Here is a 19817-nt window from a genome sequence, read left to right as displayed (position 1 = left end):
CCGCGGCGTCGGCTGAGAGGTCGAGGAGCAGATGGACGACAACGAGAACAAACTGCGGCGCTACCTGAACCTGGTCACGGCGGACCTGGTACGGGCCCGCAAGCGGTCGGAGGAACTGGAGCGGCGGGTCGGCGAGCCGATCGCGATCGTCGGCATGGCGTGCCGCTATCCGGGCGGCGTGCGCTCTCCCGAGGATCTGTGGGAGCTGGCGGTCACCGGGCGGGACGCGATCACCCCGTTCCCCCGCGACCGGGGCTGGGATCTCGACTCGCTCTACGACCCCGACCCGGGGCGCCCGGGCACCAGCTACACCCAGCAGGGCGGCTTCCTGACCGATGTCGCGGACTTCGACGCGCGGTTCTGGGGCATCTCGCCCCGTGAGGCCACCGCCATGGACCCGCAGCAGCGACTGCTGCTGGAGACATCGTGGCAGGCCCTCGAAAGGGCCCGGATCGATCCGCACGCGCTGCGCGGCAGCGGGACCGGGGTGTTCGTGGGCCCGAGCGTGACCGACTACGCGGCCCTGCTGGCGCGCTACCCGACCGGGTTCGAAGGGCTGCTGCTCGGCGGCCTGGCGGGAGCCATCATCTCCGGCAGGATCTCCTATCTCCTGGGGCTGGAGGGGCCGGCGGTGACCGTCGACACCGGTTGTTCCTCGTCGCTCACCGCCTTGCACCTCGCGGCGGGCGCGCTGCGCGCCGAAGACTGCTCGCTCGCCCTGGTCGGCGGCGTCTCCGTGCTGGTCACGCCGGGCTCGTTCGTCGAGTTCAGCACCCAGCGCGGGCTCGCTCCGGACGGCCGGTGCAAGTCCTTCGGCGATGCCGCGGACGGTACGTCCTGGGCCGAGGGCGTCGGCATGGTCGTCGTGGAGCGGCTGTCCGACGCCCAGCGCAACGGGCATCCGGTGCTGGCGGTGGTGCGCGGCTCGGCGATCAACCAGGACGGGGCGTCGAACGGGCTGACCGCGCCGAGCGGCCCGTCCCAGCAGCGGGTGATCCGGCGTGCGCTGGCCGCCGCCGGGCTCACCTCCTCCGATGTCGACGCCGTCGAGGCGCACGGCACGGGCACGACGCTGGGCGACCCGATCGAGGCCCAGGCGCTGCTGGCCACATACGGGCGGGACAGGCGGCCCGGTCGTCCGCTGTACCTGGGGTCGCTCAAGTCCAACCTGGGCCACAGCCAGTCCGCCGCCGGAGTGGGAGGACTGATCAAGACGGTGATGTCGCTTCGGCACGGCGTGCTGGCGCCGACGCTGCACGCCGACCCGCCGTCCGCCGAGGTCGACTGGACGGCCGGCGACGTGGAGCTCCTGCGGGAGCCGCGGCCGTGGCCGGACACGGAAGACCGGCCGCGGCGGGCGGCGGTCTCCGCCTTCGGCATCGGCGGCACCAACGCGCACGTCGTTCTGGAAGCCGCGCCCGAGGACGACGCCACCGGACGGGAGGGCGACGGCGTCGCGCGCCGTACGCTCACCGCCGTTCCCTGGCCGGTCTCCGGCCGCACCGCGGCCGCGCTGCGCGCCCAGGCCGCGCGGCTGGCCGGCTTCCTGACGGACCGTGCCGAGCCGGCCGACCCCACCGACGTCGGATACTCGCTGGCCACCACGCGCGCCGCCCTGGACCACCGCGGCGTCGTCGTGGCCGCCGACCGGGACGGCCTGCTCAGCGGGCTCGACGCGCTCGCCGAGGGCACACCGCACGCCGCGGTCACGACGGGCGCCACCGCGCACGGCCGGCTGGCCTTCCTGTTCACCGGCCAGGGGGCGCAGCGGCCGGGCATGGGCCGCGCGTTGTACGCGGAGCACCCTGTCTTCGCCGAGGCGTTCGACGCCGTCTGCGCGCACCTGGACGGTCCGCTGGGCCGTTCACTGCGTGACCTGACGTTCGCCGAGGACGATCCGCGGGGCCTGCTCGACCGCACCGGATTCGCCCAACCGGCGCTCTTCGCCGTCGAGACCGCTCTGTTCCGGCTCGTCGAGTCGTGGGGGGTCCGCCCGGACTTCGTCGCGGGACACTCCATCGGCGAGGTCACCGCCGCGCACGTGGCCGGGATACTGTCGCTCGCCGACGCCTGCGCGCTGGTCGCCGCCCGGGCGCGGCTCATGCAGGGCATGCCCCCCGGCGGTGCGATGGTCGCCGTGCGCGCGGCGGAAGAAGACGTTCTGCCGACGCTGGATCAGTTCACCGGCCTCGTGTCGGTCGCCGCGGTGAACGGCCCCGCCTCGGTGGTGCTCTCCGGCGACGCGCAGGCGCTCGGCACTCTCGTGGCACAACTCGCCGACAAGGGCCTTCACCCGCGCGAACTGCGGGTGAGCCACGCCTTCCACTCGCCGCGGATCGACCCGATCCTGGCCGACTTCCGCTCGGCGATCGCGCACCTCTCGTACGCCGCGCCGCGCATCCCCATCGTGCCGCTCGCTCCGGGCGCCGCGGACCGGGGCGAGCGGATGCGTTCGGCGGACTACTGGGTCGCCCAGGCCCGTGCGGCGGTGCGGTTCCACGACGGAGTCGTGCGTCTGGGCGAGGCCGGTGTCACCACCTACCTGGAGCTCGGGCCGGGCGGGGTCCTCGCCGCCCTCGGCCGGGACTGCCTGCCGCCGGCCGGCCCGGGCGCACCGGAGCGGGCCTTCGTGCCGACCCTGCGGCAGGGCCGGGCCGAGCCGGCCGCGCTGCTGGACGCGGCGGCCGCCCTGCACGTCCGCGGTGTGCCGGTCGACTGGCGCGCGGTCTACGCGGGCACCGGCGCCGCCCAGCTCGACCTGCCCACGTACGCCTTCCAGCGCCGCCGCTACTGGCTGGTCGATCATCTGCCGCCGGGGGCGAGCCTGCTGGCCGACCAGGGTGTCGTCGGCGGGACGGGCGCCCCGCTGCCGGACGCGGTGACGGCCGAGGCGGTCGCCGAGGTCCCTTCCGTACGTGGCGAGCTGGCCGATCGCCCGCGCGAGGAGTGGCCGGAGATCCTGCTCGCCGAAGTCCGCGGCCATGTGGCGCGGCTGATGGGCTACGACGCGCTCGACGACGTGGACCCCCAGCGGGGCTTCGCCGAGCTGGGCTTCGACTCGCTGACCGCGGCCTGGCTCACCGAGCGCCTGAGGGCCGCCACCGGCTTGGAGCTGCCCCGCACCCTGGTCCTCGACTCGCCGACGCCGCACGCGGTCGCCGCTCACCTGGCCGACCGCTTCGCCGCGCTCGAAGACCTCGAAACACCCCCGACGCGCCCGACGCCGGGGGACGCGGACCGGGCGGCACCGCCGACGGCCGACCCGCTGCCGGCCCTCTTCGCTCGGGCCTGCGCGCAGCACCAGGTCGAGGACGGGCTGGAGCTGCTGGCCGTCGCCGCCCGGCTGCGCGTAGGCGCCGGAGCGCCGAAGGCGCGGGAACCCGTCAGCTTCTCCCAGGGGTTCGCGGGCCCGACCCTGGTCTGCGTCCCCTCCGTGGTCGCGCCCTCCAACGTCTACCAGTACGCCCGGCTGGCCGACGCGCTGCGCACGGCGCACAACATGGTCGTACTGCCGCTGACGGGCTACGCGGACCACGAGCCCCTTCCCCCGACCCGGACCGACCTGGTGGCCGCGGTCGCCGAGACGGTGCTCGCCCACGTGAGGGGCCCCTACGTCCTCGTCGGATACTCCTCCGGCGGCTGGATCGCCCACGCGGCGGCCGCCCGCCTCAAGGACCTGGACACCGCGCCGCGGTCGCTCGTCCTGCTGGACAGCCACCTGCCCGGCAGCACCGGCCTGGCCGAGATCCAGACCGGCCTGCTCGGCGACGCCTACGCCGAGTGGACCGCGGCACAACCGCTCCGCGGCGCCGAACTGACCGCGATGGCACACCACTTGCACCTGTTCGACGACTGGGCGCCGACCGACCTCGGCGACATCCCGACCCTGCTCCTGCGCGCCACCGAACGCCTGGGCGCCCCCTCCCGCCCGGGCGACCACTGGCAGGCCCACTGGCCCTCCGCCCACGACGCCGTCGACGTACCCGGCACCCATCTGACCCTGCTCGACGCCCACGCCGCGACCACCGCCTCGGCCATCGACGACTGGCTGGCCCGCCGGCCCGTCCGCCCCTGACTCACGTGCGTCCAGCACGTTCCGCCGCCGGTACGGGGCCCAGGCCGCGTACCGGGGGCAGGCTGGTGATCAGTGTCGTGGCGCCCAGCGTGACGCCCGCGAGCAGCAGGAATGTCGAGGACGCCGACAGGTGGCCCGACAGCGGGATCATCAGGGCGGCGGCCAGCGGCGTGCTGCAGTACTGGATGAGCGTGAAGTAGGAGTTCATCCGCGAGAGCAGCCCGCGGCTCACCCGGAGTTGCACGCTGATGTGCCACACGGTCATGAAGTACTCGGCCGCGGCCCCGTCGAGGATTATCGCGCCGATGAGCAGCGGGTACGGCAGGGACAGCCCCATCATGGCGAGGATCGCCCCCTGGGCGAGCAGGCACAACTGCCCGAGGAACAGCGGGCGTCTCGGCCGGAGCCCTACCGCACCGGTCGCACCGAGCAGGCCGCCCAGGGCGCGTGCGGACATCAAGAGGCCCAGCCCCGCAGCCCCGTTGAAGCGCTCCGAGGCGATCGTGGGGGCGAGGATCTGGAAGCCCGCGACCATGCAGGTGGTATAGGAGAGGGTCTGTCCCACCGTGACGGCGATCCAGCGCTTTCCCCAGAACTCGCGCCAGCCCTCCCCTAGGGACCGCACGAGCGACACGGAGGGGGGCGGGTCCGTCTCGACCGGCTTGATGAGGAGCAGGGGGACCGTGCTGCTGATGAAGAAGACGCCGTTCAGCAGCAAGGCGACTCCGGGCCCGACGAAGCTGACCATGACGCCGCCCAGGGCCGCGCCGCCGACCATCACGGCGGTGCGGGACGCCGAGAGCAGCGCTTGGGCCTGTGCGACGTCGGGCGGTTCGACGAGGTAGGAGACGAAGCCCGCGCCGGCCGGCAGGGCCACGGCCGCGGCGAGGCCGCTGAGCAGGGCGGCGGCGAGGAGCGTCGGCACTTCGGCCGTGTGGGTCAGCAGCAGCGCGGCCATGATGAACTGCGCGACGGACGAGAGGGTGTTGGCTCCGGCGAGGATGGTCATGCGCTCGTACCGGTCGCCCAGTACGCCGCCGATCAGCACGAGCACGATGATCGGCGCTTCCTGCGCGGTGAGCACCGTGGCGACGGAGGTCGCGGAGCCGTGGGCGGCGAGGACGGCGAAGGGCAGGACGACGGGTCCGATGGCAAGGGTCAGTGCTGTGATGCTGCGACCGATGAAGTAGAGCCTGAAGTTCCGGTTCGTCCGCAGCAGTTCCGGCACCATGGGCGCTCCCGTCCCTCTCTCCCGCCCCGCCTCAGGCGTCCGTCGGGGCCCTCGGCGCGCCCCCACGGCGGCCGGCGGTCCGGATTCGGCGACTGTAGTCGTCGGCGGTGACGCCGAACAAAGACAGCGCCGCGATCCGCACCAGCAGGACCGGGTGCGCACCGCGCCCGTACAGGGCGGCGATGTCGCCGGTCAGCAGCAGGCGCCGGTCCTCGGCGGTGAGCGGCCAGTCGGCGAGGGCGCGTTCGGGGCCCTCTCGGAGCCGTCGCACGAGATCGGGGTCCCGGTGCAGTCGGTGGCAGAGCCGGTTGACGGTGTACGCGGCGCGCAGGCCGCGGATGTCACTCGCGCCAGGCGACGAAGCCATGCCCCTCCCCTTCGCGGTAGTCGAGGTGGGCGAGTTTCAGGCCCTCGGCCGCGCCCAGCATGCCCAGCCAGCTCAGCAGTTCGCCCGCCACGGTCCCGGCCTCGGCGAGCAGCCGTGGTGTGGTCTCCGCCGCCAGCGCCGCGTGCCGCCCGTACCGCAGATGGCTCAGCACGCGCGCGGCCCAGTCGGGCCGGGGGACTCCGTAGGTCGCCCCGGCGTGTACGGCCGGACCGCCGACCTCCAGGGAGAAGCTGCCGCTGGCCACCACCGCGACCCGCAGGCGGGGGGAGAACGTGCGGATGCCGTCCGCGACCGCGGCGCCGAGCTGCAGGCAGCGCCGGGGCCCGGGCAGCGGCGCGATCATGCCGTTGACGTGTATGGGGACGATCGGCAGCGGCCTGTTCGCGTTGAGGAAGTGCAGGGGCACGACCACGCTGTGGTCGACGGCGGCGTCCAGTACGAGCGCGGGGTCGAAGTCGCGGCGCACGCAGGTCTCGTAGAGGTGGGCGGCCAGGTCCGCGTGGACGGGGATTCGGGTGCGCGCCACGCCCGGCACCTCGTCGAGGGGGCCGCTCACCTCGTCGGCCGCGATCACGGCGAGGTTCGGCCAGTTGTCGAGGAAGAAGGTGTTGATGTGGTCGCTGGTGAACACGCACAGAACGTCCGGGCGCGCGGCGTCGAGCACGTGGGCGACGGCCGCGTAGCGCTCGCGGATGTCCGTGCCCTCCGGCCGGTTCGCCAGCTCCGGGAAGGCCGGCGTGTGCGGTACGCCTGCGGCCGCCACGACGCTTCCCGTCTCAAGTTCTGTCTCAAGTTCTGTCTCAAGTCCCGCCGTCGGCCCCACCTCACGCCTCCCGCCGCTGCGCGCGATCGAGTCCGGCGGCGGCGTAGAGGTCGGTGATCAGGGCCGCCATCCGCAGCCCGTTCCCGGTCGAGGCCGTCATGGGCTCGCCGCGCTGTACGGATTGCGCGAAGTCGGCGATCTGCCGCCGGTGCGAGACGCCGTAGTAGTCGATGCCCGGCGGCTCCTCCTCCGCCGCCCTCGCCCGCTCCACCGCGGCCAGCCGCTCCAGTTCGGCGCTGCCGGTGGCCCGGTGGAGGCTCGCGGGGTGGTCGATGTCGAACTCCACGGTCCCGGCCGAGCCGATGAGTTCGATCCGCGACCGCCAGGTGACGGTGGAGCCGACGGTCACGCTGAAGGCCACGGGGACCTCCCCCGCGGCCAGCAGCGCGCTGAGGGTGTCCTCGGTCTCCATCGTGGCGAACAGCTCTCCGCAGCGCGCCACCGAGGCCACCACCCGCAGCTCTCCGCAGAGCGTGCGCGCCACGTCCAGGCAGTGGTAGCCCTGGTTGATCACCGCCGAGCCGCCCTCGCCCGCCCAGGTGCCGCGCCAGTAGCTGTCCGCGTAGTACGGCTCCTCCCTGCTCGACTCCAGCGAGACGCGGCAGTGCAGCAGCCGCCCGAGCACCCCGTCCTTCACCCAGCGGTGCACGGCGCGCACCAGCGGGTCGTACAGGTGCTGCGAGACCACGGACAGCACCCGGCCGCGGTCCGCGGCCAGCCGCACCAGCCGCTCCCCGTCGGCGACGGACAGCGCGAGCGGCTTCTCGACCAGTACGTGCTTGCCCGCGGTCAGCGCCTGCTCCGCGAGCGGCGCGTGCTGGGCGTGGTCGACGGTGAGGGAGACACTGGTGACGGCCGGGTCGGCGAACACCTCGGCGGCGGACGCGGTGGCGGCGGCGATGCCGTGTGCGGCGGCGAATTCCCGCGCCCTCGCGGGTTCCCGGTCGCAGGCCCAGCCCACCTCCCAGGGCTCTGCCAGGGCCCGGAAGCCGTCGACGTGGTTCGGCGCCACCCGGCCGCAGCCGACGATGGCGTGGAGGAAGGGAGCATGGGACCGCTGGGGCATGTCGGCTTCTCCTGTCGAGCGGTTCGGGGTCAGGTGGGGGACGGGACGGCGTTGGGCGGTCGCAGGCCGCGGGCGAACCGGCTGATCTGGTCGACCGCGACGGTCCACGCGCGCTCCTCGGAGTCCCCCGCGCCACCGCCGATATGGGGACTGATCAGGACGCCGGGGGCGGACCAGAGGGGGTGGCCGTCGGGCAGCGGCTCCGGGTCGGTGACATCCAGGGCCGCGCGCAGCCGCCCGCGGCCGAGTTCGGCGAGGAGGGCTCCGGTGTCGACCAGGGCCCCGCGGCCGGCGTTGACCAGCACCGCCCGGTCCGGCATCAGGGCGAGGAACTCCGCGTCGGCCATGCCGCGGCTCTCCGCCGTCAGCGGTGCCGCGAGCACCACGGCGTCGTGGTGCGGGAGGAGTCCGCACAGTTCGTCGCGGCCGTGCACGCCGGGTCTGGCCCGGCGAGCCACCATGGTGCATCCGGCGCCGCAGGCCTCCAGCCGGACCCGGAGGGCGGCCCCGATGCTGCCGGCGCCGACGATCAGTACGCGCTTGCCCTCCAGAGTCTCCGCGGCGAACGGCCGCCACGTACCGCGGGTCTGTGACGCGAACGCCTCGGGGAACTCCCGTACCACCGCGAGCAGAGCCGCCAGCGCCCATTCCGCCGTGCAGGGGCCGTGCGCGCCTCGCGCGTTCGACAGCAGCAGGCCGGCCGGGAGCCGTCCGGCCCACTGTTCGGTCCCCGAGTGGAGCAGTTGTACGAGGCGCAGGCCGGGCAGGGCGCGCACCAGGTCCAGGTGGCGCTCGACCGGGCCGCGGCCGGGCACGAGCACGCGGGCGGCGGTGGCGGCCGGGGGCAGCGGCCCGTCGAGGGCGTAGCGCAGGGGTACGAGCCCGGGGGCGGCCCCGACCGCGCGCACCCCTCGTCCGTCGGGCACCAGCACCCCGACCGGCTCGGCCGCGGTCGCCGCCGGGCCGTTGGCGCGGGCCCTGCTCTCGGGTTCACACATAGCCGTTGACCAGCCATCCCCCGTCGACTGCCAGGGTCTGGCCGTGGATGTAGTCGGCCGCGTCCGAGCTGAGGAACAGGACGGCGCCGGCCACGTCCTGCGGGGTGCCCGGCCGCCCGGCGGGGATGCGCGCGGCGATGTCGTCGCGGCGCAGCGTGCCCGCCGCGACCGCGGGGTGCGGGGTCTCGATCCGGATCATGCCCGGCGCCACCGCGTTGACGTTGATGCCGCGCCCCGCCCAGTCCAGGGCGAGGGCCCTCGTGAGCTGGAGCACGCCGCCCTTGCTGGCGGCGTAGGCGGCGCGGCCGGGGAAGGCCGTGAACGACAGCAGGGAGGCGAAGTTGACGATCTTCCCCCGGGCGCGTTCGAGCATGCCCGGCGCCACCCGCTGGGAGACCAGCAGGGTGCCGGTCACATTGGTCTCGAACAGGTCCCGCGCCCGCTCGGCGGGGAACTTCTCCGTCGGTCCCATGTCGAAGGCCCCGGCGCAGTTGACGAGCACGTCGACGGGGCCGTACGCCTCCTCGACGCGGGCGACGGCGTCGGCCACCTGGTCCTCGTGCCGGACGTCGCAGACGAGCGGGAGCGCGGCGGCGCCCGCCCGTTCGGCTTCCGCGGCGACGGCGTGGAGTTGCTCCGCGGTCCGGGCCGCGAGGGCGACGCGGGCGCCCTCCGCGCCGAAGGCCAGCGCCAGCACTCGCCCGATGCCGCGCCCGCCGCCGGTGATCAGTACCGTTCGGTCTTTGAAACGCTGTTCGCTCATGCGCTCTCCTGGGGGATGTCCCGCTCCTGGGGAAGGTCCGCGGTAGCTGCCGCAAGGCGGCCGGGCTCGTCGGCCCAGCGCGTGATCTCGTCCGACGAGGCGGGCCGCAGCCCACGCACCACAGGCGGCGGCGCGCGGCGCGCGACCGCGAGAGCGGCGGCGAACCCGGCGGGCGCGGACAGTCTCCGCACCCAGCCGACGTCTTCGGCCGTGCCGGTGCGGGGGGCCATGCCGGCCCGCGACCACCCCGCCGCGTCGGGGGCGGTGAGGGTGATGCCGCTGAGGGGCTGGGCGAAGCCCCGCCCCACGAGTTTGAGCACCGCCTCCTTGGCGGTCCACAGCTCGAACCAGTTCCGCTCGCACCCTCGCGGGGGCGCCTCCCGGGGAGCGAGAACGCGCTTCGCGAGCCGTTGCCAGTCGACGTCCGGCCGTACGCGCTCGACGTCCACGCCGGCGGGGCCGCCGCACAGCGCGATCGCGGCCAGGTCCGCGGAGTGCGACAGGCTCAGGTGCACCGACGCCGGGCCCGTGAGAACGAGCCTGCCGTGATCGGCGGTTCCGCAGCGGGGGCAGTGGCGTACGAGCGGCACGTCGGCCGGCCGACAGCCCAGGTGGTGGGCGGCGAGCGCGCGCAGCGCCAGGTGTGCGGCGGCCCGCGCGGAGGCTCGCCCGGCGGCGAGTTCCGCGAGGTCCACCAGCCAGACGTGCGGGTGCCGAAGTGCGCCCGGCGGTGTTCCGCGCATGGCGCGCCTCATCCCGTGCGGGGCACGGTCCGCTTGCGGAAGTGGCCGAACCAGTGCCATTGGTCGGGGCGGGCGCGGGTCGGGAGGTTGCGGAACCTCCGGAACTCCTCGACCTCGAAGTACGGCGTGACGGCGTCGAGCACGTCGTCGGAGGTCAGCCGCAGGGGGCCGCTGCCGGGGGTCATGCGGTCGGAGAAGCCCACGAGGACGAACCGCCCCCCGGGCCGCAGGACGCGGGCGGCCTCGCGAACGTACGCCTGCCGGGCCTCGGGGCGGATGTTGTGGTAGATGAACGAGTCGTGCACGGCATCGGCCTCGCCGTCGGGCAGGGTCGTCGCGAGGATGTCCGCCTCGACCAGAGTGACGCGCACGCCGAAGAGGTCCATGAGCCGGCGGGCGGCCTCCAAGGCCACCGCGGAGCGGTCGACGCCGATGACGTCCATTCCGTGCCGGGCCAGGAAGGCGGCGTGCACCCCGGCTCCGCAGCCGAGGTCGACGACCCGCTGTCCGGGCCGCAGCGTCCCGTCGATGACGAGTTCGGTGAGCACGGGGCTGACCGACGCGGTGAACCAGGAGATCTCTCCCAGGGGGAGGTCGGCGTAAAGCTTGGAGAAGTGGTCGGCCCAGCGGTCGGTGAAGGCTTCCATGTCCGTTGCTCCTCTGCCGTGCGCGTGATGGGTGGCTGCGGGGCGGTGCCGGTATCAGGGGTCTTCGAGCGTCACGTGGTCGGGGACGCACCGGCTCGCCTTCGGGCCGAGGCGGAGGCGGAGCGTCCGGCCGGCGCGTTCCTCGGCGGCGAACCCCGACAGCCGGTAGAGCAGGTACATGGGCCGGTTGACGTCGGTGTGGCGGAAGTCGGCGGTGAGCCGGACGCCCTGGCGGTCCGCCGCGGCCGCCAGGTGCGCGAGCACGGCGCCGCCGATGTCGCGGCCCATCACCCGGCAGGACATCAGGAACAGCCGGATGCGCCACTCCCCCGCCTGCCGGGTCAGCAGCACCAGCCCGATGGTGCCGTACGCGCCGAAGCGGTCCCGGAGCGAGGCGACCAGCACGGTGTGTTCCCGCTGGGACATGAGCTGGCGCAGTTGTGCCTTGGAGAAGGTCAGTCCCGTGGTGTTGAGCTGGTGGGTGCGTTCCGTCAGTTCGGCGGCGCGGTCGAGGTCGTCGGGGTTCGCGTCGCGGACCGTCAGCCGCATGTCCAGGGAGCGCAGGAATTCCTTGCGCGGCCCGGTGAAGTCCTCCTCGTAGGCCTGGCGTCGCGCTTCGTCGCGGTAGCGGGTGCGCCGCAGCGTGGCGTCGGCGCTCGCCGCCTTCGGCGGCAGGTCGGCGCGGTCGAGCAGGGCGGCCAGGTCGGCCGGGTCGGCGCTGCGGACGGCGGGCAGCCGGTCGGCGACCTCGGCCCGTTCGAAGGGCGAGTCGTCGACGAACAGCAGGGTGTCGGGGCCGATGTTGAGCTGCTCGGCGATCCGTTCCAGCAGCCGGGATTTGGCTTCCCAGGAGATCTGCGGGAAGAGGAAGTAGTCGGACAGCCCCAGTTCCGCGAGTTTGGCGGCTGCCGCGGAAGGCTGGTTCTTGCTCGCCACGGACTGCAGTACGCCCCGTGCGTCGAGTTCCCGTATGAGGTCCGCGACGCCTTCGCGCAGCCGTACGTCGTCGCCCTCGGCCAGCACCCCGTCCCACACGGTGTCGTCCAAGTCCCAGACCACGCATTTGACTTGCGGGGGCCTGGTCGCCGTGCCACGGTCGTTCATGCGTCCCGTCCCGTCGTGGCGGCGCGCCAGCGCGCCGTGACCTGTTCGGCGATGAGCTGCTGCAGAAGCTGGGTGTTGCCCTCGATGATCTCCAGGACGCGGGCGTCCTGGCTCCGGCGCTCGACGGGAGAGCCCTCGGCCAGGCCCTCGGCCCCGTGGAGCTGCGCGGAGCAGTCCGCGGCGAGCCGAGCCGCGCGGCTGGCCGCCAGTTTGGCCGTCAGCACCTGGGCGACGGCCCAGTCGTCGCCGTCGTCCAGCGCGCGTGCCGCGCGCTGCGCCAGCGCCCGCGCCCCCTCCAGCGCCACTTCCGTGTCGGCGATCAGGCCCTGGACGAGCTGGAACTCGCCCAGTCGGCGGCCGAAGCGGCGGCGCTGGGCGGCGGTGTGCAAGGTGGCGTCCCGGCATGCTTCGGCCACCCCGAGCGCGCCGAAGGCGACGCACAGCCGGCCGAGGGTCAGGGCGCGCGCGGCGACCTCCGCGAGGCCGAAGCCGGGCCGTCCCACCAGCCGGTCGGCGGGGACAGCGCAGTCGTCCAGGGTGAGCCGGGCCAGGTGGGCGGCGCGGAATCCGGCGGTGCGGGCCTCGGGTTCACGGGCGAGCCCCGGGTCGTCGGCGCGCACGGCGAACGCCGCCTGCCCCCGTGGCGTACGGGCGAACACCAGGAATACGTCGGCGAGCATCCCGAAGCTGATCCAGCGCTTGACTCCGGTGAGGCGCCAGCCGTCGGGCACGGGCCGGGCGGTGCACGTCAGCGCCGAGACGTCGCTGCCCGCTTGCTCCTCGGTGAGGGCGAACGCCCCGATCTCGACGCCCGCCGCCAGACGCGGCAGCCAGTCGGCGCGGACGGCGGGGGCGCCCCAGCGGGCGAGGGACCGGCAGACCATGCCGTGGACGGTGAGCAGGCTCTGCGCGGCGGCGGAGACCGTGCCCAGCAGCCGGTTGGCGTCGCCGTACGCCGCGTGGCTCCATGGCGCGCCGCCGTACTCCGCGGGCACCATGGCCCCCAGCGCGCCGGTCCGCGCGATCGTCGCGACGGCCGTGCGCGGCACCGCTCCGGCGCGCTCCCAACGCTCCGCCTCGGCCCGGAGGCGGTCGCGCGCCGCGACCGGGAATCGCCCCGTGACCGTGTTCACGCCGTGGCCCGCTTGCGCCGGACGAACTCCTCGATCGCGTCCAGGGTGTCGAAGTTCTCCAGCTCCAGGTCCTCGTCGAGTACGGGGGCGCCACAGTGCTGTTCGATGAAGTCGATCATCTGGGTGGCGACGAGGGAGTCGAGCAGCCCCGCGGTGATGATGGGCCGTTCCTCGAAGATGTCGGGATCGTCGACGAATCGCCCGAGGAATTCCTTGACCGCCTTGCGTACGTCCCTCCCGGAGCCTTGGTCCGGCATCAGCGAGCCCCCACTTCGTCCGCCGTGTAACGGTAGAAGCCCCGGCCGCTCTTGCGGCCGAGCCGGCCGGCGTCGACCATCTGGCGCAGGAGCGGGGCCGGGGTGAATCGGGCGGGCCCGTAGTAGTGCGCGAGCACCTCCAGTGTCCGTACGACCGTGTCCAGGCCGATCAGATCCGCCGTCCGCAGCGGGCCCGAGCGGTGCCCGAGGCAGTCCTGGAAGAGCTGGTCGATCTCCTCGGGGCCCGCGACGCCGGCCGCGTGCAGATCGGCGGCCTCGTTCACGAACATCATCAGACAGCGGTTGATCACGAACCCCGCGGCATCCGCGACGACCACGCTCCGTTTGCCGATCAGGGACAGGAACGAGCGCAGCCGCTCCAGCGCCGCGGGCTCCGCGTAGGCGGTGCGTACCACCTCGACCGCGTCGATGAGCGCGACCGGGTTCATGAAGTGCGCCCCGATCACCCGGCCGGGGTGGGCCGTGGCGAGCGCGAGGCGGGTGATGGGCACGGCCGAGGTGTTCACGGCCACGACGCTCTCGGGCGCGAGCACCGCGTCCAGTTCCCGGTGCACCCGTTCCTTCACCGCGATGTCCTCGGTGACGTTCTCGATCACCACCTCGCAGTCCGCGAGGCGCCGCGGGTCGGAGGTCGGGGTGACCGGCGCGAGAGCGGCGCGGCCCTTGCGCAGTCTGGTGATCCGCTCCGCCGTCCGCAGCGTGTCCGCCACGGAGTCCAGCGCCTTCGGGGAGTTGTCGTACAGGGTCACCGGGGCGCCGGCGCGTGCGACGGCGTGTGCCACGCTGCATCCGATCACCCCCGCTCCCACCACCCCCACCGGTGTCTTCCGGCCGGTCATCGCGCGTGTCCTTTCGCGTCGAGCCACTGTTGGACGTTCTCAGCCATGCGGGCCAGGACGGCCGACTTGAAGATCACGGCGGTGGGTACGTGCGCCCCGAGGCCGTCTTCGAGCAGACGGGTCAGCCGCACCCCCATCAGCGAGTCGCCGCCCAGGTCGAAGAAGTGGTCCTGTGGCAGGGGGTCGGGTACTCCGAGCAGCGTCCGCCAGATTTCCGCCAGCAGTTCCGGTACGCCGGAGCCCTCTCGCGGGGTACGGGCGGGGGCCGGCCGCGCGGCGGTGTGGGTGCCCGGCGGCGTCGGTACCGCCCCGTCGGGCACGGCCGGCCGGTGCTCTTCGGCCGTACCGGCGCGCTGCCGTGGCGGGGGCGCGGCCCGGCCGGCGGCCCGCAGCTCCCGGTCGTCGCAGGCGTTCGGCGGCAGCGGCACGCCGCGGGCCGCGCGCCCGCCCCGCAGCGCGGCCCAGTCGACGGGCGTGCCGCGTTCCCACAGGCGGCCGAGGGTGCGCGCCAGGACCAGGTCGTCGCGGTCGTCCTCGTAGCGCCGCCGTACGGTCGCCAGCGCCGCCACTCCCGCGCGCGCGATGCCCGACTGGCTCACCACGGTGCGCAATTGGCCGGGCCCGAGTTCCAGCAGTACAGGGCACCGCCCGGACATGCGCAGCGCCCCGTCCCCGAAGCGGACCGTGGAAGTGAGCTGCCGGACCCAGAAGTCCGGCCGGGCGATGTCCGCGCCGGCCCAGTCGCCGCCCAGCCCCGTGACCAAGGGAGTCTCGGGGGGCCGCAGGGGCATGGCGGTGAGCAGGGCGCGCAGCTCCTCGGCCGCGGGCCGCATGAGCGGGGTGTGGAAGGCGTGCGAGACGCCCGTCATCCGCGTCTGGACGCCGCGTTCGCGCAGCCGCTCGGCGACGGCCAGCAGGTCCGCCCGGGCCCCGCCGAGCACGCAGCTCGCGGGCGTGACGACGGTCGACAGCCACACGCGCGGGCCGGTGAGTTCGACGGCGCGGTCCTCCGGCAGGGCGACCGCGAGCATGGCGCCGGCCGGCAGCGCCGCGACGTGCTGGGCCCGGCGCACCACGACGCGGTACGCGTCCTGCCGCGTGAACACCCGCGCCACGGTCGCCGCCGCGAGCTCGCCGAGACTGTGGCCGAACACGGCCGCGGGCACGACGCCGAGGTCGGCCAGGGCCTCGGTGAGGGCCAGTTGCACGCAGAAGACGGTGACATGGGCGTTGACCGGGTCGTTGAGGGCCGCCTCGCGCGGCGCCCCGCGCAGCATGGCGCGCAGGTCCACGCCGCCCGCCGCGCGGCGCGGCGTCCGCCGCGGCGGGAACAGCAGCGCCTGGAAGTCCCGGCCGGCGAGTTCGCCGGCCGTCGTCAGAGCGTCGGCGAGCCGCGGGCGGAAGCCCGGCAGATAGTCGAGCAGTCCCGCCGCCATGCCTTCGTAGTGGTCACCGATCCCCGGGTAGACGAATCCGCACCGCGGCGGCCCGTCGGCGACGCCGCCGGAGCCGGGCGCCAGGAGCCCTTCGCGCGCCTCCTGCCATCGGGTGGCGGGCACCGCCAGGCGGTGAGGCAGCGGGGCCCGGCGCTCCTGAAGGGTGTGCGCCGCGTCGGCGAGAGGCTCGGCCGCGGACGCGGCGGCGAGGCGCGCCGCGGTGGCACGCAGCGCGGTCGCGGTGTGCGCGCTGACGGTGAGGACTTCGGCGGCGGCCGGCCCGGCCGCCGGGGGCGCGCTCGGGGGCGGCTGCTCGACGACGACATGGACGTTGGTGCCGCCCAGCCCGAAGGAGCTGACCCCGGCCCGGCGGGGCAGCGGCCCCGTCCACGACACGGTGCGGTCGGGCAGGCGCAGCCCGGTCGCCGTGTCGCGGACGTACCGCGCGGGGCGCCCGTCGTGCAGGCTGGCGGGCACCCGGCCGGTGCGTACGGCGCCGACGGCCTTGATGAGCCCGGCGATCCCGGACGCCTCGCGCAGGTGGCCGACGTTGGACTTGGCGGAACCGACCAGGACCTCGTCCTTGAACACCCGGCCGAGCGCCGTCCATTCGGTCTCGTCGCCGAGCGCCGTGGCCGATCCGTGCGCCTCGACGCACCCGATGCCGCCCGGGTCCGTCTCCGCCAGGCTCAGCGCCTCCTCGATGACCTGCTGCTGTGCCCTGGCGCTCACGGCCGCGAAGCTCCCCTTGGCCCCGTCGTTGTTGACCGCCGAGCCGCGGAGGACGGCGAGTACGGGATCACGGCCGGCCCGCGCGTCCGCCAGTCTGCGCAGGGCGACGCAGCCGACGCCGTCACCCGGTACCGCGCCGTCGGCGTGCGCGGAGAAGGGGCGGCAGCGCCCGGTGGGGGAACCGATCGCTCCGTGGGTGAACACATAGCCGTACTCCAGCGGCACCCGGACGGCGGCGGCCCCGGCGAGCGCGGTGTCGCACTCGTAGTTCGCCAGGGACAGGCATGCCTGATGCACGGCCAGCAGCCCCGTGGAGCAGGCGGACTGCACCACCACGCTGGGGCCGGTGAGCCCGAGGCGGTAGGAGAGGCGGGTGGCGAAGTAGTCCTTCCCGTTGCCGATCTCCAGCATCAGGTCCTCGGCGTCCGGGTCGGGGAGCGTGGAGCGCACCCAGTCCTCGTGCCGGTTTCGGCCCACGCCGGCGAAGACGCCGATCCGGGCGGCGTCCACCGCCCGGATCCCGGCGTTCTCCAGCGCCTCGCGGGCCGCGTGCAGGAACAGCCGGTGCTGCGGGTCGGTGACCGTCGCCTCGCGGGGCGACATGCCGTACCGCTCCGGGTCGAAGGCGAACACGTCGTCCACGAGGCCGGAGGCGGCGACGAACCGGGGGTGCGCGCGTACCTCCTCCGGGACCAGTCCGACGAGTTCCCGCGGCGCGGCCCGGTGGACGCTGTCCCGCCCGGCTGTCAGGTTGGCCCAGTACGCGTCGGCGTCGGCCGCCCCGGGGAACCGGCAGGACAGCCCGACGACGGCGATGCCCGTCACGCGGGTTTTCCTTCCCGCGGAGCCTGGCCCCGGTGGTCCGGAGCCGGAACCTGGTCCGGAGCCGGAACCTGGTCCGGAGCCGGAACCTGGTCCGGAGCCGGAACCTGGTCCGGAGCCGGAACCTGGTTCGAAGCCGGAACCCGTCCCGACTCCGCGGCCTGTTCCGGAGCCGCGGTCTGTTCCGGAGCCGCGGGCTGTTCCGACTCCGCCTGTTCCGAATCCGCGGCGGGGAGCCGCGCCGGGGCCGGAGCCGGGACGCCGCCCATTGCCGCGCGCCGTCGCTGCTGCTCGCGGTGGCGCGCCTGGGCCGCCGCCCGGCCCCGCGTCGGTGTGCCGTCCTGCTCCGGCCCCCGGTCCGGGGCCGCCGCGCCGTCGGACGCCGTCGCATCGGGGCCGCGGCGGGTGAACAGTTCGGCCTGCACGCCCACGGTCGGGCGGTCGAAGAGGTCCGCCACCTCCACGGCGGCCCCGAACTCCTGCTCCAGCAGCGACCGGAGCACCAGCAGCCGCAGCGAATCGCCGCCCAGGCCGGCGAAGTCGTCGTCGCGCCCGACCCGGTCCAGCCCCAGAGCCCGGCTCCACTGCGCGGCCACCCGGCGCTCCGCGTCGGTGCGCGGCGGTACGTAGGGGACGCGCAGCGGCGGCCGGTCGCCGGGGACCGGCACGAGGGCCGCGCGGTCCGTCTTGCCGCTGGGCAGCAGGGGCAGCCGGTCGAGCAGCACGAAGTGCGCGGGGATCGTGTGCGGGGGCGTCCGCTCGGCCAGGAAGGCTCGCAGGCTCTCCACGGAGGTGCCGTCGGGCTCGGGCCGTACGAAGCCGAACAGCCGGAAGCCCTGGTCGGGGTCGGGGTATCCGACGACGGCGGCGTCCGCGACGTCGGGGTGCTCGCGGAGCACCGCCTCGACGGCGGTCGGCTCCACCCGCAGGCCGCGGATCTTCACCTGGAGATCGGCCCGGCCGATGTACTCGACCTCGCCGTTCGGCAGGAAGCGGGCGAGGTCGCCGGTGCGGAAGAGCAGCGGCGCCCCGCCGGCCGCTCCGGGCGGACCCTCGAAGGGGTTGGGCACGAAGCGCCGGGCGGTCTCCGCGGGCTGGTCCAGATAGCCGGTCGCGAGTCCGGGGCCGCCGGTGCGGATCTCGCCGACCACGCCGGGAGGTACCCGCCGGCCGTCCGGGTCGCACAGGTAGACCCGCATGTCCAGGGCCCGGCCCGCGACGCTGCCCGTGCCCGGCTGGTCCGTCGGCCCGCGGCGGTGCAGGACGTAGTCGGCCTCGGTGAGTGTGTAGGTGTTGTGCACCGCGTGCCCTTGGGCGATCAGCCGTTGTTCCAGGTCACGGGGGAACTTCTCGCCGCCGACGAAGATGTGGCGCAGGGCGTCGAGTTCGGCGAAGGCCGGGTCCGCCGCGAGCAGCCGCAGCATCGAGGGCACGAAGCTGACCACGGTCAGCCGCTCCTCGCGCATCAGCGAGAGCAGGTAGCGGTCGTCCCGGTCGCCGCCCTCGCGCGCGATGACGGCCCGCGCCCCGACCGCGAGGGGCCACAGGAACTCCCGGAAGGAGACCGCCGACTTCAGCAGTACGCGGTCGCTCGGGCCGAGTCCGTACATCGACTGTTCGAGGTCGATGCGCGAGGTGTGCATGCGGTGCGGGCGTACGACCCCCTTGGGGCGGCCCGTCGTCCCCGAGGTGAAGATCACGTAGGCGGGGTCCTCCGGCCCGGCCCCCTTTCCGGGGTGTTCGGGGTTGCCGGAGTCCCCGCCTCCGGGCGGGGTGTCGGCGTGCTCGGCCTCGGCGAGGATGCCGTGCACGGGCAGTTCCGCGAGCGCGCTTCCCGCCGCGGCGGGGACGGCGCCGCCGGGGGCGACGACGACGATACGCAGGCCGGCGGCTGCGACGACGGAGCTGTGGTAGGTGTCCGGCTGCGCCGGGTCGAGATGGACGATGGCGCCGCCGGCCTTGAGTACGCCCAGCAGGGCGACGAAGAGTTCCAGGCAGCGCCCGCCCGCGACCGCGACGAGCGTGCCGGGGCCGACGCCCAGCTCGGCGAGGCGGTGGGCGACCGTGTTCGCGGCGCGGTCCAACCGCCGGTAGCCGAGCCGCTGCTCGCCGTGGGACAGGGCCACGGCGTCGGGGGTTCGCCGCGCCTGCCGGGCGACGAGTTCGTGGAGGGTCGTGGCCGGGTAGTCCCGGGGACGGCCTCCGTGCCGTTCCAGGAATTCCCGTTCCCGGTCGGTCAGCAGGTCGACGTCGGCGAGTGCGCGGCCGGCGGCGCACTGGTCGAGCACGGCGTCCAGGTGGTCGCCGATCCCCCGCAGCGTGTCGGGGCCGAACGAGGCGGGGTTGGCTTCGAGGACCAGGGTCCTGCCCGCCACGCGCACCGCGAGGTCGTCGGTGCGCGGGTCCAGTGCGGCGCCCGCCCGCACGAGGGGGGCCGCCGCTTCCTCCTCGGCCTCGTGCGGCGTCCCGGCCGCGGGCAGCAGGTCGCGCAGGCACGTGGCGGTCGCGACGCGCGCCGGGGCGGGCGCGGCAGCTCGCAGCCGCCGGTTCCAGTGCTGCCGGTAGCGGTCGGCGAGCAGGGTCAGGGCGGCGCAGAGCACGTCGTCGGGGGGCGCGTCGAGCGCGGCGGCCGCCCGCAGCACGGCGTCCGCGGGCCGGCGCAGGGCCGTCGCCGTCGTCCCGGGGGCCGGGGCGCTGGTGTGTTCGGGGAGTACGAGCACGATGCGCTTCCTTTCCACG

15 protein-coding genes are annotated in these 19817 nt (G+C 74.6%); 1 reads left to right on the top strand and 14 read right to left on the bottom strand.

The window, feature by feature from the left end:
- Window positions 1-31: 31 nt before the first annotated feature.
- Window positions 32-4075: a type I polyketide synthase gene (locus IF55_RS41120; RefSeq protein WP_030882059.1), complete on the top strand. Its 4044-nt coding sequence runs from the start codon at window positions 32-34 to the stop codon at window positions 4073-4075.
- Window position 4076: 1 nt separating this feature from the next.
- On the opposite strand, the gene IF55_RS02415 is transcribed toward IF55_RS41120, so the two are convergent.
- The 14 genes from IF55_RS02415 to IF55_RS02350 all read right to left on the bottom strand — a co-directional run bounded on the left by IF55_RS02415 (window position 4077) and on the right by IF55_RS02350 (window position 19816).
- The gene (locus IF55_RS02415) at window positions 4077-5306 is read right to left on the bottom strand and encodes an MFS transporter (protein WP_030882057.1); all 1230 of its coding nucleotides are present in this window, start codon (window positions 5304-5306) and stop codon (window positions 4077-4079) included.
- A 31-nt stretch (window positions 5307-5337) separates the two neighbouring features.
- Entirely contained in the window at window positions 5338-5673 is a 336-nt protein-coding gene (locus IF55_RS02410) for a hypothetical protein (protein WP_030882055.1), read from the bottom strand.
- Window positions 5648-6457: a DODA-type extradiol aromatic ring-opening family dioxygenase gene (locus IF55_RS02405; RefSeq protein ID WP_030882052.1), complete on the bottom strand. Its 810-nt coding sequence runs from the start codon at window positions 6455-6457 to the stop codon at window positions 5648-5650. The genes IF55_RS02410 and IF55_RS02405 overlap by 26 nt, the downstream gene beginning before the upstream one ends.
- Before the next feature lie 61 nt (window positions 6458-6518).
- Window positions 6519-7583 carry a Gfo/Idh/MocA family protein gene (locus tag IF55_RS02400; protein ID WP_030882048.1) on the bottom strand — a complete coding sequence of 355 codons (1065 nt, stop codon included), beginning with the start codon at window positions 7581-7583 and terminating at the stop codon, window positions 6519-6521.
- A gap of 29 nt (window positions 7584-7612) precedes the next feature.
- Window positions 7613-8581 (bottom strand): NAD(P)-dependent oxidoreductase, encoded by a 969-nt coding sequence (locus tag IF55_RS02395; RefSeq protein WP_048831431.1) that lies wholly within the window; start codon window positions 8579-8581, stop codon window positions 7613-7615.
- Complete coding sequence (locus IF55_RS02390) at window positions 8574-9344, bottom strand: SDR family NAD(P)-dependent oxidoreductase (protein ID WP_030882043.1); 771 nt, start codon at window positions 9342-9344, stop codon at window positions 8574-8576. The genes IF55_RS02395 and IF55_RS02390 overlap by 8 nt, the downstream gene beginning before the upstream one ends.
- Window positions 9341-10087: a 4'-phosphopantetheinyl transferase family protein gene (locus IF55_RS02385; protein WP_048831430.1), complete on the bottom strand. Its 747-nt coding sequence runs from the start codon at window positions 10085-10087 to the stop codon at window positions 9341-9343. The genes IF55_RS02390 and IF55_RS02385 overlap by 4 nt, the downstream gene beginning before the upstream one ends.
- An 8-nt stretch (window positions 10088-10095) precedes the next feature.
- The gene (locus tag IF55_RS02380; RefSeq protein WP_030882038.1) at window positions 10096-10734 is read right to left on the bottom strand and encodes a class I SAM-dependent methyltransferase; all 639 of its coding nucleotides are present in this window, start codon (window positions 10732-10734) and stop codon (window positions 10096-10098) included.
- A 54-nt stretch (window positions 10735-10788) separates the two neighbouring features.
- Window positions 10789-11838 carry an HAD-IIIC family phosphatase gene (locus tag IF55_RS02375; protein ID WP_037964379.1) on the bottom strand — a complete coding sequence of 350 codons (1050 nt, stop codon included), beginning with the start codon at window positions 11836-11838 and terminating at the stop codon, window positions 10789-10791.
- The gene (locus IF55_RS02370) at window positions 11835-12971 is read right to left on the bottom strand and encodes an acyl-CoA dehydrogenase family protein (protein ID WP_048831429.1); all 1137 of its coding nucleotides are present in this window, start codon (window positions 12969-12971) and stop codon (window positions 11835-11837) included. The genes IF55_RS02375 and IF55_RS02370 overlap by 4 nt, the downstream gene beginning before the upstream one ends.
- Window positions 12968-13228, bottom strand: coding sequence for an acyl carrier protein (locus IF55_RS02365; RefSeq protein ID WP_030882030.1), 261 nt, complete (start codon window positions 13226-13228; stop codon window positions 12968-12970). The genes IF55_RS02370 and IF55_RS02365 overlap by 4 nt, the downstream gene beginning before the upstream one ends.
- A complete protein-coding gene (locus tag IF55_RS02360; RefSeq protein ID WP_030882027.1) occupies window positions 13228-14088 on the bottom strand; it encodes a 3-hydroxyacyl-CoA dehydrogenase family protein in 861 nt (286 codons plus the stop codon). Before IF55_RS02360 ends, IF55_RS02365 begins: the two co-directional genes overlap by 1 nt.
- The gene (locus tag IF55_RS02355; RefSeq protein ID WP_048831428.1) at window positions 14085-17081 is read right to left on the bottom strand and encodes a type I polyketide synthase; all 2997 of its coding nucleotides are present in this window, start codon (window positions 17079-17081) and stop codon (window positions 14085-14087) included. The genes IF55_RS02360 and IF55_RS02355 overlap by 4 nt, the downstream gene beginning before the upstream one ends.
- Window positions 17078-19816, bottom strand: a complete 2739-nt coding sequence (locus IF55_RS02350) for a non-ribosomal peptide synthetase (RefSeq protein ID WP_078643418.1) — start codon at window positions 19814-19816, stop codon at window positions 17078-17080. Before IF55_RS02350 ends, IF55_RS02355 begins: the two co-directional genes overlap by 4 nt.
- Between the last annotated feature and the right edge of the window lies 1 nt (window position 19817).

The organism is Streptomyces varsoviensis (assembly GCF_000718635.1).
Classification (GTDB): Bacteria; Actinomycetota; Actinomycetes; order Streptomycetales; family Streptomycetaceae; genus Streptomyces; species Streptomyces varsoviensis.
This window is presented reverse-complemented; position numbering and strand designations above follow the sequence as displayed.